This is a genomic window from Bacteroides faecis, from assembly GCF_020091505.1.
In the GTDB taxonomy this organism is placed as follows: domain Bacteria; phylum Bacteroidota; class Bacteroidia; order Bacteroidales; family Bacteroidaceae; genus Bacteroides; species Bacteroides faecis.
This window is the reverse complement of the sequence record NZ_CP081916.1, coordinates 3295079-3307720: the sequence shown is the minus strand read 5'-3', so window position 1 is coordinate 3307720 and position 12642 is coordinate 3295079. Positions and strand designations below refer to the sequence as shown.

General features: G+C 45.4%; 16 protein-coding genes and 1 tRNA gene. 5 read left to right on the top strand and 12 right to left on the bottom strand.

Going from position 1 to position 12642, the window contains the following annotated elements; genetic code table 11:
- Position 1: 1 nt before the first annotated feature.
- Complete coding sequence (locus K6V30_RS12725) at positions 2-322, top strand: hypothetical protein (protein ID WP_004308767.1); 321 nt, start codon at positions 2-4, stop codon at positions 320-322.
- A gap of 203 nt (positions 323-525) precedes the next feature.
- Here the strand turns inward: K6V30_RS12725 and K6V30_RS12720 are convergent, their stop codons facing one another.
- The 7 genes from K6V30_RS12720 to K6V30_RS12690 form a co-directional block, all read right to left on the bottom strand.
- Positions 526-1008, bottom strand: coding sequence for a DUF7258 domain-containing protein (locus K6V30_RS12720; RefSeq protein ID WP_070782463.1), 483 nt, complete (start codon positions 1006-1008; stop codon positions 526-528).
- 11 nt (positions 1009-1019) lie between these two features.
- Positions 1020-1241: a DUF3873 domain-containing protein gene (locus K6V30_RS12715; RefSeq protein WP_005924228.1), complete on the bottom strand. Its 222-nt coding sequence runs from the start codon at positions 1239-1241 to the stop codon at positions 1020-1022.
- A 76-nt stretch (positions 1242-1317) separates the two neighbouring features.
- On the bottom strand, positions 1318-1851 hold the full coding sequence (locus tag K6V30_RS12710) for an antirestriction protein ArdA (RefSeq protein WP_004329650.1): 534 nt from the start codon (positions 1849-1851) through the stop codon (positions 1318-1320).
- Between the two features lie 291 nt (positions 1852-2142).
- Positions 2143-2343 (bottom strand): hypothetical protein, encoded by a 201-nt coding sequence (locus tag K6V30_RS12705; protein WP_080597449.1) that lies wholly within the window; start codon positions 2341-2343, stop codon positions 2143-2145.
- A 142-nt stretch (positions 2344-2485) separates the two neighbouring features.
- Positions 2486-3016, bottom strand: coding sequence for an ORF6N domain-containing protein (locus K6V30_RS12700; RefSeq protein WP_005924231.1), 531 nt, complete (start codon positions 3014-3016; stop codon positions 2486-2488).
- Positions 3017-3100: 84 nt separating this feature from the next.
- Entirely contained in the window at positions 3101-4330 is a 1230-nt protein-coding gene (locus K6V30_RS12695; RefSeq protein ID WP_007845754.1) for a site-specific integrase, read from the bottom strand.
- 273 nt (positions 4331-4603) lie between these two features.
- Positions 4604-4688: transfer RNA gene (locus K6V30_RS12690), tRNA-Ser, on the bottom strand.
- A 240-nt stretch (positions 4689-4928) separates the two neighbouring features.
- Here K6V30_RS12690 and pflB point away from each other — a divergent pair.
- Positions 4929-7157 carry a formate C-acetyltransferase gene (gene pflB, locus K6V30_RS12685; protein WP_055269936.1) on the top strand — a complete coding sequence of 743 codons (2229 nt, stop codon included), beginning with the start codon at positions 4929-4931 and terminating at the stop codon, positions 7155-7157.
- A 14-nt stretch (positions 7158-7171) separates the two neighbouring features.
- Complete coding sequence (gene pflA / locus K6V30_RS12680; RefSeq protein ID WP_029425459.1) at positions 7172-7900, top strand: pyruvate formate-lyase-activating protein; 729 nt, start codon at positions 7172-7174, stop codon at positions 7898-7900.
- Here the strand turns inward: pflA and K6V30_RS12675 are convergent.
- The 3 genes from K6V30_RS12675 to K6V30_RS12665 are packed head-to-tail and all read right to left on the bottom strand — an operon-like array spanning position 7897 to position 9031.
- A complete protein-coding gene (locus K6V30_RS12675) occupies positions 7897-8343 on the bottom strand; it encodes an N-acetylmuramoyl-L-alanine amidase (RefSeq protein ID WP_022301697.1) in 447 nt (148 codons plus the stop codon). The two genes, pflA and K6V30_RS12675, sit on opposite strands and share 4 nt — an antisense overlap.
- On the bottom strand, positions 8330-8497 hold the full coding sequence (locus K6V30_RS12670) for a hypothetical protein (protein ID WP_168166731.1): 168 nt from the start codon (positions 8495-8497) through the stop codon (positions 8330-8332). The genes K6V30_RS12675 and K6V30_RS12670 overlap by 14 nt, the downstream gene beginning before the upstream one ends.
- A 36-nt stretch (positions 8498-8533) precedes the next feature.
- Positions 8534-9031 carry an HU family DNA-binding protein gene (locus K6V30_RS12665; RefSeq protein WP_010537418.1) on the bottom strand — a complete coding sequence of 166 codons (498 nt, stop codon included), beginning with the start codon at positions 9029-9031 and terminating at the stop codon, positions 8534-8536.
- A 193-nt stretch (positions 9032-9224) separates the two neighbouring features.
- On the opposite strand from K6V30_RS12665, the gene K6V30_RS12660 reads away from it, so the two are divergent.
- Together K6V30_RS12660 and K6V30_RS12655 are read left to right on the top strand one after the other, a co-directional pair.
- Positions 9225-9455 (top strand): DUF4248 domain-containing protein, encoded by a 231-nt coding sequence (locus tag K6V30_RS12660; RefSeq protein WP_055269934.1) that lies wholly within the window; start codon positions 9225-9227, stop codon positions 9453-9455.
- Positions 9456-9541: 86 nt separating this feature from the next.
- The gene (locus K6V30_RS12655) at positions 9542-11656 is read left to right on the top strand and encodes a virulence-associated E family protein (protein ID WP_055269932.1); all 2115 of its coding nucleotides are present in this window, start codon (positions 9542-9544) and stop codon (positions 11654-11656) included.
- A 76-nt stretch (positions 11657-11732) separates the two neighbouring features.
- On the opposite strand, the gene K6V30_RS12650 is transcribed toward K6V30_RS12655, so the two are convergent.
- Positions 11733-12035 (bottom strand): helix-turn-helix domain-containing protein, encoded by a 303-nt coding sequence (locus K6V30_RS12650; RefSeq protein WP_055269930.1) that lies wholly within the window; start codon positions 12033-12035, stop codon positions 11733-11735.
- Complete coding sequence (locus K6V30_RS12645) at positions 12001-12354, bottom strand: type II toxin-antitoxin system RelE/ParE family toxin (protein WP_029425458.1); 354 nt, start codon at positions 12352-12354, stop codon at positions 12001-12003. Before K6V30_RS12645 ends, K6V30_RS12650 begins: the two co-directional genes overlap by 35 nt.
- Between the last annotated feature and the right edge of the window lie 288 nt (positions 12355-12642).

The following is a 12642-nucleotide window of genomic DNA, read 5'->3' as shown; positions in this document are numbered from 1 at the left end:
CATGGTAAAAATAGAATTGGATATAGAAGGCATCTCGTGGTACATAGAAACCACGTTGGAAACAGATACAGTTCCGGCAGTAGGTGACATCATCATTGTGGACAAGGACTGTATTTCCGAACGTGACAGTGCTGAATTATGGAAAACGCCGTCCAATCAGGTTTTCAAATGGGCGGACGAAGAAGATGATGCGCCCGTAATGGTATGGTTCGATTGCGAAACGGAAATGCTTGTCAATAAACGGACATGGAAATATGACATCGAGGAAGAAGAAACCGTGTGCATACTTGGTGTAAAATTTATTCACTATGAGGATTTATAGTTGCGACATCCGTTTTTATCATCCTCTTGGGAAACCGGGTATGGAATGATACGCAAAGCGTAAATATCGGGCAGACAGCCCGCCGGGAAGCATCGGCGGGCTGTTTCCATGATAGGGAAAACGAAAGGCTTCTTTGTTACTTTCTTCACCCGCTGGCAGGCTCACGGAAGAAAGTAACGGCGGCAAGCAGCCGCCGTCCTCTATCAACTGGTTTTAAGGCTCTTTATGGACGTGTATTTCTCTAACCACACCTTTACCTGCTCCATGTTATATTCGCCCGTGATGGTTGCCGTATGGTCGTCTATGGCTACAAACCGGACACTTTCATAGCTGTTTACCCAGCCTTGCAGGGAACAGACGCCCCACGTGTCTACATCTTCAAAAACACTGCGGTCTATCCGGCTGATTGGCTCGCCGAAAACTACCGTCATTATCTGAAAGTCCGGTTTGTCCTCCAACAGTTGCAAATGGTGCAGCGTGCCGAACTCGTCAATTTTGCGCCCCCACGCCCACACATCATTATACAAATCATCGCCCCACTGGTGCGGGTGGTCGAAACGGACTTTTACCTCTATGGTGTGTTCGTTTTCTTCTGTGTCCTCGATAACGCCCGTTACCATTAAGCCCGTAAAAATACACTCGCAACGCCTGCCGATAAGCTCCTTGTTTACTTCTGTCGTTTTCATGTCCCTGAAATTTACTTGTTTATTACTCCGTTCTTCTTCGCTACCCATTCGTCACGCCTGCGGCGGCACTCGTCCAGCGTTTTGGCTACCGTGCTGAAAAGTTCGCCGTCCGTGTGGCGGTAGTCATATTGATAATAAATTTGTCCCCTGAAAGCCCCTAAACGGCATTTCACGAACTTTTCTTCTCCCGGTGTCTGGGTGATGCTTACCCCGTTTTTGTTAAGTGACTGCATGATGTCTTATTTTTTATGGTTATAAACTTGGTTGTTTTAAGCGGGCAGGGCTTTGACACCCCGCCCGGATTGGTTGTTATGCCGCACGGAACACAAAGCCGTCATCAAACCAGTAATCGCACATGAACAGGTCACGGGCAAACTGTTTGTAATCGAAATAGGTCTTTGCGAACTCCGGCAGGTCGTAACATTCCTCTACAATTTCATAGGCGAAATCTTCTTCATCGTCATATTCCCCTTGATATTCATCCCGGAAATCACGTACAAGGTCGTCCGCATCTTCCTCGCCCAAATCATGGCTTTTATAGTTGCACCACACGAAAAAGGCTTCCTGCTCGGTGTCGCTCAAATCCTCCACCGCATCACGCAGGGCGAAGAAGTTTTCAGAAATCCAGCTTTCGTCGATTAAGCCCTCCGGCACGTTCTCCCAGTCCTGAAACATGTATTCCGCATCTTCCTCGTCCTTGTGAAGTTCCCGGCAGGCTTCATAAAATTCTTCCTTGTCCGAATAGTCCGAAAGGTCGAGCCATGCGCCGGACAATGAACCGTTGTTGTACTTGGCATAAGTGCCTACATAAACTTTTGCTTCCGATAATACCTTTGCTTCCATATTGCTGCAATTTTTTAAGTTTTTAATTTTATGCGGATTTGAGAGGTGAGGGAGTTGAAGTTTCACTGAACTTTTTTCCTGTTTCCCGTAAATCCGACTTTTTTTTTATGCGTCTTCCGGTCGGGTCGGTCGTTTTCGTTTCACATAGGCGTAAAAGGGTAGTGTTTAGAGTTTGCAAGGTTTTGGGCAAAAAATACCTCGCAAGGCAGGGAAGATTTTTTCGCCAAACCGAAACGGCTCGACCTTGCAAAATCGTGAAGAACACGTAACTACCTTTGCCTATTGAAATGATTAAAACGACTGTCCCGGCTGGGGGACTGCGTAAGAGGAAGATTTACAGATAGGGAAACAGGGGAAAAGTGCCTGTTCTCTTTCATCTTTTAGGGAACACTCCATGCGGGCGGGAAAGGCAAGGGTGTTGTGAGCTTGCTTGCAATACGCTTGTGCGGGTTTCCAACGGCTCTTTTCACGGAATACAGTCAGCCATGCCACGCACGGCTGGCGTTTCGGGGAATGTGCCAGTTGGAAAAGGATATAAAAAATGCGGGTAGTCGGTGGACTGCCCGCAAGGTGGAAGAATGTACTTCATTGGGATATAGTTTGTTAGGCGGAATTTCGTTACCGAAATCGTTACCTATTCGTTTTTGTCACGGTTATAGGTAACGAAACCTACCGGACGGCGTTCTTTCTGTTGTTTCGACTGGCTCAAAAGCTGGGTAAGGGCTTGGTACAGTTCGTTGAACTGCGCATCGGTGCTTACCTCCAGTTCCTCGATGCGCCTTGACAGTTCCTCGTAACCGATTGCCATTTGGCGCATGAGGACGAAAGCCCGCATGATTGAAATGTTTACTTCTATGGCTACCTTGGAGCGGAGAACCGAAGAAAGCATGGCTACGCCCTGCTCGGTGAAAGCCATAGGCATAGCAACGCCGAAGTTGTAATCAGGGGGTATCACATTTTGTGATACCCCTATGGATAACAGCAAGTTAGCTTCCTCTTGGGTGAGTACAAACATAAAATCACCCGGAAAACGCTCGATATTGCGCTTGACCGCCTGCTTCAAGGCTCGTGTTTCCACTTGGTAGAGTTCTGCCAAATGATAATCGAGCATCACCCGGCAACCTCTGACCTCAAAAATCTTGTTTTGGATAATCTGCAAATCCATAATCGTATATTTTAGGAGATTTAGCAATGTTGGAATAATAGCAAGGACTGGTCACAATTTGTGACCAGTTCCCAATAATCAAGATTACATGGCGACTTCCTTGTAAATTTTCTCGATGCCGACAAACTTCTTGTCAAGCCCCTGCATATCGCTGCCTATCTTGCTGTTGGTGATGCGGGCGTAGATTTGTGTCGTTTCTATGTTTGTGTGTCCCAGCATCTTGGACACCGTTTCAATGGGTACGCCCTTTGACAGCGTGGTGGTCGTGGCGAACGTGTGCCGGGCAAGGTGGAATGTCAGGTTCTTTTTAATACCGCATATATCGGCAATCTCTTTCAGGTAGGCGTTTAGCTTCTGATTGCTGATTACGGGAAGTATCTTCCCGTCCGGCAACTTGCCCTTGTACTTCTTCAAAATCATCTTGGGAATATCCAGCAGGGGAACATTCACGTCCGTATTCGTCTTTTGCCGCTTGGTGATTATCCAAAGGTTGCCGTCAAAGGACTTTTGGATATTCTCCTGCCGCAAGTTGGCGACATCGCTGTAAGCCAAACCGCAGAAACAGGAAAAGACGAACAAGTCCCTGACGTGTTCCAGCCGCTCGGAAACCATTTTCTTTTTAAGGATGAGTTTTATCTCGTCCTCTGTCAGATAACCCCTGTCCACTTTTTCCAGCCGGATTTTATAGCTGGCGAACGGGTCGCCCACCAGTATGCCGTTGTTACGGGCAATGATGATGATACGCTTGAAGAACTGCATGAACTTGGCGGTGGTGTTGTAGCCGCACTTACAGGCGGTACGCAAATACAACTCAAAATCGGTAATGAACATCGGGCTTATCTCCTTTATGGATATGTCCGATACATTGTACTTGCTTTGGATAAATTCAGCGAGGTGGCGGCGGGTCACTTCATACTTGCGGTAGGTCGCTATCGTCTTGGATATGCCCACAAGCTGCTTCACATCGTCATTGTGCTTTTGGAACAATGAAAGGATTGTTTCGTGGCTCTCACTGTGTCCCAAGAACTCGTTTTTCACTTTCTCGGCGGTCACGTAGTTGTCACGCCGCTGCATTTCGTGGTAAATGGTATTCAGGGAAGAACGTATGTCGTCCAAAAGGGCGTTTATCCTCCCGGCATCCCTGCCTTTGGCTTTGCCCGCAGCAATGCTCCAGTTGTCGGGCTGGATGCTCTGTTTCGTACTGAACTGGCAAAGTTTGCCGTCTATGGTGATGCGTGCCATAATCATAACCTCGCCGTTTTTCTTTTCAGAACCTTTCTTCAAATAAAAAAGAACCTTGAATGTCGATTTCATAACTCAAAATTTTTAGTTGCAAAATTAGTTTTTACCTCTCGTTTTCGAGTTATGCAGACTATGGACTAATATAGTCATTATCAGGTCATTTATGGACAAATCGTTACCGTTTTTGTCCGGCAGGGAATAGGTAACGATTTAGTAACGAAACTTTGTCTTTTACCGTACTTTTGAAGTCTTGGAAGCAGGACTTTCGGGCAATAAAAAAAGCCACAAATCATTGATTTGTAGCTTTTTGTCCGTTTGCTGACCATTTCTGTCCAGCACGTTCAGCGGAGAGACAGGGATTCGAACCCCGGGTACCTCGCAGTACAACGGTTTTCAAGACCGCCGCAATCGACCACTCTGCCACCTCTCCAGAACTTCCTTATCAGAAGTGCTTTTCGTTAAAAGCGGTGCAAAGGTACAAAGATATTTTAAACTTGCAAGAGTTTTCTCTCAAAAAATAATCGAATCTTTTCCTAAGGATAGCAATTAATAGGTATTTTATGTTGAAAAGCATAAAAGAGAGCATATTTATGCTGATTATATGAAAAATGATTGTAACTTTGTGCGCTCTAAAGAAAAGGATAACTACAACCTCTAATTTTATCATTTTATGGAATTAAACAAGATCTTTAAAGACGGTCTTTGGAGCAGCGAAATCAACGTTAGAGATTTCGTAAGTCACAATATCACTCCGTATTACGGAGATGCTTCTTTCCTCGAAGGACCTACTGAACGTACAAAAGCCGTATGGAACCGCTGCCTCGAAGCATTGGCAGAAGAAAGAGCAAACAACGGTGTCCGCTCGCTAGATAATGTTACCGTATCTACTATCACATCTCACAAAGCCGGATATATCGACAAGGAAAACGAACTGATCGTTGGTCTGCAGACAGACGAACTTTTGAAACGTGCCATCAAACCTTTCGGAGGTATCAACGTAGTAAGCAAGGCTTGCCACGAGAATGGCGTAGAAGTAGACGATCGTGTAAAAGATATCTTCACTCATTATCGTAAAACCCATAATGACGGAGTATTCGACGTATATACCGAAGAAATCCGCTCGTTCCGTTCACTGGGATTCCTCACGGGACTTCCCGACAACTACGCTCGCGGACGTATCATCGGTGACTACCGCCGTATGGCTCTTTATGGTATCGACCGACTGATTGAAGCTAAAAAAGAAGACCTCCGCAACCTGACTGGTCCGATGACTGATGCCCGTATCCGCCTGCGCGAGGAAGTAGCAGAGCAAATCAAGGCACTGAAAGACATGAAGGTAATGGGCGAATACTACGGACTCGACCTGAGCCGTCCTGCCTACACTGCGCAGGAAGCTGTGCAATGGGTATACATGGCTTACCTCGCTGCCGTAAAAGAACAAGACGGTGCTGCCATGTCACTGGGCAACGTTTCTTCTTTCCTCGATATCTATATGGAATATGAATTGAGCAAGGGAACCATTACAGAATCTTACGCACAAGAACTGATCGACCAGTTTGTCATCAAACTGCGTATGGTACGCCACCTGCGTATGCAATCATACAACGACATCTTTGCCGGCGACCCGACTTGGGTGACCGAATCTCTGGGCGGACGTCTCAACGACGGACGTACCAAAGTGACAAAGACTTCTTTCCGCTTCCTGCAAACACTGTACAACCTCGGTCCTTCACCAGAACCGAACCTGACTGTACTGTGGAGCCCGGAACTGCCGGAAGGATTCAAGGAATTCTGTGCCAAGGTTTCTATCGACACTTCATCTATCCAATATGAAAATGACGACTTGATGCGCGAAGTACGCCAGTCTGACGACTACGGAATCGCTTGCTGCGTATCTTATCAGGAAATCGGAAAACAGATCCAGTTCTTCGGCGCACGTTGCAACCTCGCAAAAGCCTTGTTGCTTGCCATCAACGGCGGACGTTGCGAGAATACAGGCACCGTGATGGTGAAAAACATTCCTGTGCTGACAAGCGACACGCTGAAGTTTGAAGAAGTAATGGACAACTATAAGAAAGTGCTGACAGAAATTGCCCGCGTATATAACGAAGCAATGAACATCATCCACTACATGCACGATAAGTATTACTACGAGAAAGCCCAGATGGCTCTTGTAGATACCAACCCGCGCATCAACCTGGCTTACGGTGTAGCCGGACTTTCCATTGCACTCGACTCATTATCGGCTATCAAGTATGCAAAAGTTACTGCCCGCCGCAACGACATCGGCCTGACAGAAGGTTTCGATATCGAAGGCGAATTCCCATGCTTCGGTAATGACAATGATAAGGTAGACCACTTGGGTGTTGACCTGGTATACTTCTTCAGCGAAGAATTGAAGAAACTGCCGGTTTACAAGAATGCGCGTCCTACCCTTTCATTGCTGACCATCACCTCGAACGTCATGTACGGAAAGAAGACCGGCGCTACTCCTGACGGACGTGCCAAAGGTGTCGCCTTTGCTCCGGGTGCCAACCCGATGCACGGACGTGACAAGAATGGTGCCATCGCCTCTTTGAGCTCTGTAGCGAAACTTCGTTACCGTGACTCACAAGACGGTATCAGCAACACCTTCTCTATCGTTCCGAAATCACTGGGAGCTACCGACGAAGACCGTATCGAAAACCTCATAACGATGATGGACGGCTACTTCACCAAAGGTGCACACCACCTGAACGTGAACGTTCTGAACCGTGACATGCTATACGATGCAATGGAGCATCCTGAAAAATATCCGCAGCTGACAATCCGTGTTTCCGGTTACGCCGTAAACTTCGTGAAACTGAGCCGCGAACACCAACTGGAGGTTATCAGCCGTAGCTTCCACGAACGTATGTAATCTTATATACTCTTATGATGATAAACGTACATTCATACGAAAGTATGGGAACATTCGACGGGCCGGGCTTACGGCTCGTCGTTTTTCTTCAAGGATGCAACTTCCGTTGCCTGTATTGTGCCAACCCGGATACGATAGCAGGAAAGGGAGGTACGCCTACCCCACCGGAAGAAATTGTCCGCATGGCAATGAGCCAGCGTCCCTTCTTTGGCAAACGCGGGGGAATCACTTTTTCGGGAGGAGAACCGACCTTTCAGGCAAAGGCACTGGTACCATTGGTTCGCGAACTGAAAGAAAAAGGAATCCATGTTTGTCTGGACAGTAATGGAGGAATCTGGAACGAAGAAGTGGAAGAACTGTTCAAACTGACCGATCTCGTACTGCTGGACATAAAGGAGTTCAATCCCAACCGGCATCAAGCGCTGACCGGAAGAAGCAACGAACAGACACTACGCACCGCTGCCTGGCTGGAAGAACATGGGAAACCTTTCTGGCTACGCTATGTACTAGTGCCCGGATACAGTAGTTTTGAAGAAGATATCCGCGCATTGGGAAAAGCATTGGGAACGTATAAAATGATTCAGCGTGTAGAGCTTCTGCCCTATCACACCTTAGGAGTACACAAGTACGAAGCCATGGAGCAGGATTACAAACTGAAAGATGTAAAAGAAAATACCCCCGAGCAAGTAGAACAAGCTGCGGAGGTATTCAAGGAGTATTTCACTACTGTAGTAGTCAATTAGAACGGAAATTCGTCACTTACTTCAAAACAGGGACATTCCTTGATCCGTTCCCAAGGATCTACAATCCCGTTGTAGTTAGTATCCGGACTCAAATCGCGGTGCCCTACCACCTTTGCTTCCGGATAACGCTGCAACAATTCCTTTACCAGATGATGTAACGCCTCTTTCTGACGGGGTGTACGTGTATCCGCAGCCTTACCGTTCTCATCCAGTCCGCCTTCGTAGCACACTCCCAGACTAATCGCATTATAGCCTCTCGCATGCGCTCCCGTTGTATCCTCATCCCGCATCGGTTCCACTTCTCCCGACTTGCGTATATAATAATGATACCCCCAGCACGAGAATCCACGATACCGATGCGCAGTATCCACATCTTTCGCCGTAAAGTCACGGTCAACACGAGTAGCCGAACAATGAATCACAATCAAACTAATCTTTCTCATCGTCTTTCTCCCTTTCAGTAGTTTTCACTTTACATACCTCCTTACAGGAAGCATTATAACGTACCTCTCTCACCACCCTATTCCGTTTCCTCTTACCGAAGAAAGGTATAAGATACATGATCACATCCAAAATCTTGCTTACTAATTCTTTCATTTCACATCTTCATTTAATTGCTTACCACTAAAAAAATCACACTGTAGGGTCCGGAGCCTCATCGTCATCCGATCCGCTGCCACCGGAACCTTTGTCCGGATCATCCCCGCTGTCGCCTCCTGCACCGGACTGTGCCACAGCGCGGGTCAAAACCTGCTGATAACTCAAAATCTTCATCAGCTCCGCCAAAGTTTTCCCCGGACGGAAAATGATATGCGCCCCCTTGATCAATGAACCGGTAAATTCCTTCACCGATGTAGCCCCCTCACTATTCAACCCGATCTGCAAACTGCCCAAATCGCCCAAGCGAACAATGCGTCCGGCTTTCAACGCACGTTTTACCTCATAAAGAATACCTGAAATAGCAGCACGCACATCTGTCTCCGTACAAGTGGAACGACTCGTAATCGCCTCACATAACTCTTCAAAATCCAATTCACCCGATGCTTGCGCTTGCGCATAGTACTTTGCCGGTTCACTCTTCTTTGCCGGGTTCTTACGCGGCACTACTGAATAAGAAACTGTCATTGCCATAATAAAATAATTTTAAAGTTATAAACATTAAGAATGCATTCCTCTCTTGTTAACAATACAAAGATACACAACTATCAACAGTCCACATTCTCCAACGAAGTTCACTGATTTTCAGCGAATAAAAGTGAAGTCATTTCTTTGTCAAGTCCTCTTTTTTCAGTAACTTTATAGCATAAAACAAGAAAAAAGAATCATGAACCACAACGAAAATTATTTTATTATCCGCACGTATACCAAAGCGGAATTGGCCCATCTCTACAACCCCAATGTTTGCCTCAAAGTCGCCTTACAAATTCTGCGCCGCTGGATTGTCTGTAACCTCCCGCTGCTGAATGAACTCGAACATGAAGGCTATCGTGCACGAAACCGCCTGCTCTCTCCGAAACAAGTGGCGACCATCGTACACTATTTAGGCGAACCATAGTAACTTATTGCCATTACAGACAAAGTTCCTTTACAACTTTTCAAAAACAAGTTCTTTTGCACCGACAAATAACAACTACAATCAATATGAAACATTTCACCATATTCCAAAACTTCTATTATGTAATAGCAGAAATGACTGAAGAAGAAATAGTATCGGCCATCGCCAGTTCCACCTACCGGAAAAGAGTCGAAGAGATACGTCACATCTTTGCAGAGCAAGGAGAAAAGGCTGCCAATGAAAAGAAAAAAGAGTTGCCGGCCATCGCCTTTTCTGCCTGTTACAGAGGCAGGCGTACCAAAGACAATCTCGTCAAATATCTGGGACATATTGTGATAGATATCGACCATCTCAGTGAAGAAGAATTAGCGCGGATTCTCCCTATAATCAGAGGATGCAGGTACACCCGAATCGTTTTCATCAGTCCCAAAGGGATGGGAGTGAAAATTGTAGTGCGTGCATGCCATCCGGATGAAACCTTGCCCGAAACCCTTCAGGAAATAGCAAACTTCCACCATGCAGTTTACACCAAGCTTGCCTCTCTGTATGCCCAGCTCTGCCAGATAGAAATCGATACCTCCGGTCAGGATGTGGCGCGTACCTGTTTGTTCTCCTACGACCCGGACATTTATTTCAATCCGGATGCCGAGGCTTTCCTCATGGCACAACCTCCTATGTCCTACAAGCCTTCAAAGAATAAAAGTGCCTCCGGCCCCAAACAACAGAATCATCCGAAGGACAACCCGATGAATGAGGAAACAGCGCTCAACTCCCATTCCGACAACGCTTCTCTGGTATTGACTTTAACCTACTATCACAACAAGTCCGAAAAATACACAGCAGGAAACCGGAACAATTACCTGCATCATCTCTCATGCATATTCAACCGTTACGGCATTCCGCAGGAAGAAGCGTCCGCTTTCATCAAAAGCCAGTTTACAGACTTTCCGGCGGACGAAACAGACTCTTTGATAAATAGTGCCTACTCTCACACCGATGAATTTAAGACCTATAAGTTGAATAGTACACAGAAACGGATATTACGGATAGAGCAGCATATCAGCGAAAACTACGAGACACGCTACAACGAAGTGCTGCATATTATGGAATATCGCAGAAGGCATCCCGCCTCAGAGCAACCGGAACCTTTCCGCATTCTGGATGAAATGATGGAAAACAGTATCTGGATAGAAATTAATGAGCTGGGATATTCCTGTACTGTCAAAACGATCGAGAATCTGATCTACTCCGATTTCAGCCAGACGTACCACCCTATTCGCGAATATTTTGAATTATTGCCCGAATGGGACGGAACCGACTATATCCGTATCCTTGCAGATAGTGTCCAGACGAATCATCAGGAGTTCTGGGCAGAATGTCTGGAGCGTTATCTGGTAGCAATGTGCGCAGCCGCTACTCAGGAGAACATTGTCAATCACACGGTACTTTTGCTATGCAGCGAGATACAGAACATAGGGAAAACGACTTTTATCAACAACCTCCTGCCTCCCGAACTGCGTGCTTATCTTTCTACCGGACTAATCAATTCGAACAATAAAGATGATTTGGCAAAAATAACACAGGCTATGCTGATCAATCTCGACGAGTTTGAAGGCATGAGTGGTCGCGAACTGAATGCATTCAAAGATTTGGTAACACGCAAAGTCATCAGTTTCCGTCTGCCTTATGCACGCCGTTCGCAAAATTTTCCTCATACGGCTTCTTTTGCAGGAACATGTAATTATCAGGAAGTGCTTCACGACACGACAGGTAATCGTCGTTTCCTTTGTTTTCATCCCAATTCCATCCAATTTATTACCATCAATTATCCGCAGCTCTATGCTCAGATCAAATATCTGCTGAACAAACCGGGATATCAGTACTGGTTCACGCAGGCGGAAAATGAACGTCTTGAAGAGAATAACGAGGCTTTCGTCTTCCATTCACCGGAAGAAGAATTGGTACTTACGCATATCCGCAAGCCGGACCGTTTCGAGAAGATTCATTATCTGACTGTCAGTGAGATTGCGGAACTGATACGTGAGCGTACCGGTTACCAGTATTCCATCGGGTCAAAAATACAGTTGGGAAAGGTGATGACCAAACACCACTTTGAGTCAAAAAAAGGAAATAACGGGCGCCGCTATGCTGTGTTTATTATAGATATCGAACAGGTAAAATCAAACAGACTGTATGAGTAGAAGCGGGAAAGACCTATGAATTATGAATATAGCAAAATGCAGAGTCATCTTGACGGATACTCTGCATTTATTGTTTTTACAAAATCATTGAAAATTCTATTTTACAGCCTAACGCATTCATTATGCGATAGAAAGTAGATACTTTAGGTTCCGTCTGACCACTTTCTACTCTTGAAATATAAGAACGGTCAGAACCGATACGCCGGGCTAATTCAGCCTGAGTGATTTTAGCCTTTTTCCTCGCGTCTCCGATAATCTGCCCTGTGTAAAAGGCGTATGCCTTTTCTTCTGCCTCTGCACGTTCGGAAGTACCTTCTGCACCAAATTTGGCATCAAGGACAGCATCATAATCTACTATTTGATGATTGTTTATCTGCATAATATTCCTCCTTTATTTTTACTGCTTTATCAATTTCATGACTGGGTGTTTTTTGTGACTTCTTTTGAAAGCCATTGAACAACACGACAATATTACCATCATCAAAGATGAAAAAGACCCGGTATATATTGTTATTATACTCTGTACGAAGTTCGAAAACTCCATCCCGAATAAACTTCACAAATTTAGCGGAGAGTCTTTCTTGTGTTTTCAACAAGAGTAATCCATATTGAATTTTATCTTGTTCCTTTTCGGTTAAAGTCTCCATGAAAGCCTCAAAGTAACCTCCGTATGTACGGATCTTACGTTTCTTTTCCATAACGCAAATATACGAAACGTTGTTCAACTATACAACACATTTTCTCGTTTTATATTATTTTTCATCATCTTCACCTACAAAAGTGAGAGGAGTGAGAGAGGAATTGAAACTTTTTCTATTTTATTTCTTTATTTCTACTTTCTATATTTCTCTAAAAAAAATACGAATGTTAGAAATCCTCTCTCACTCCTCTCACTTTTTGCCTTTTCTTCCTCCAAAAAGACGGCGGGAAATCAGAAAAACACAACTGTCTTTTTTCGATTTCTCACCGCATTTTCAAATCAGCCT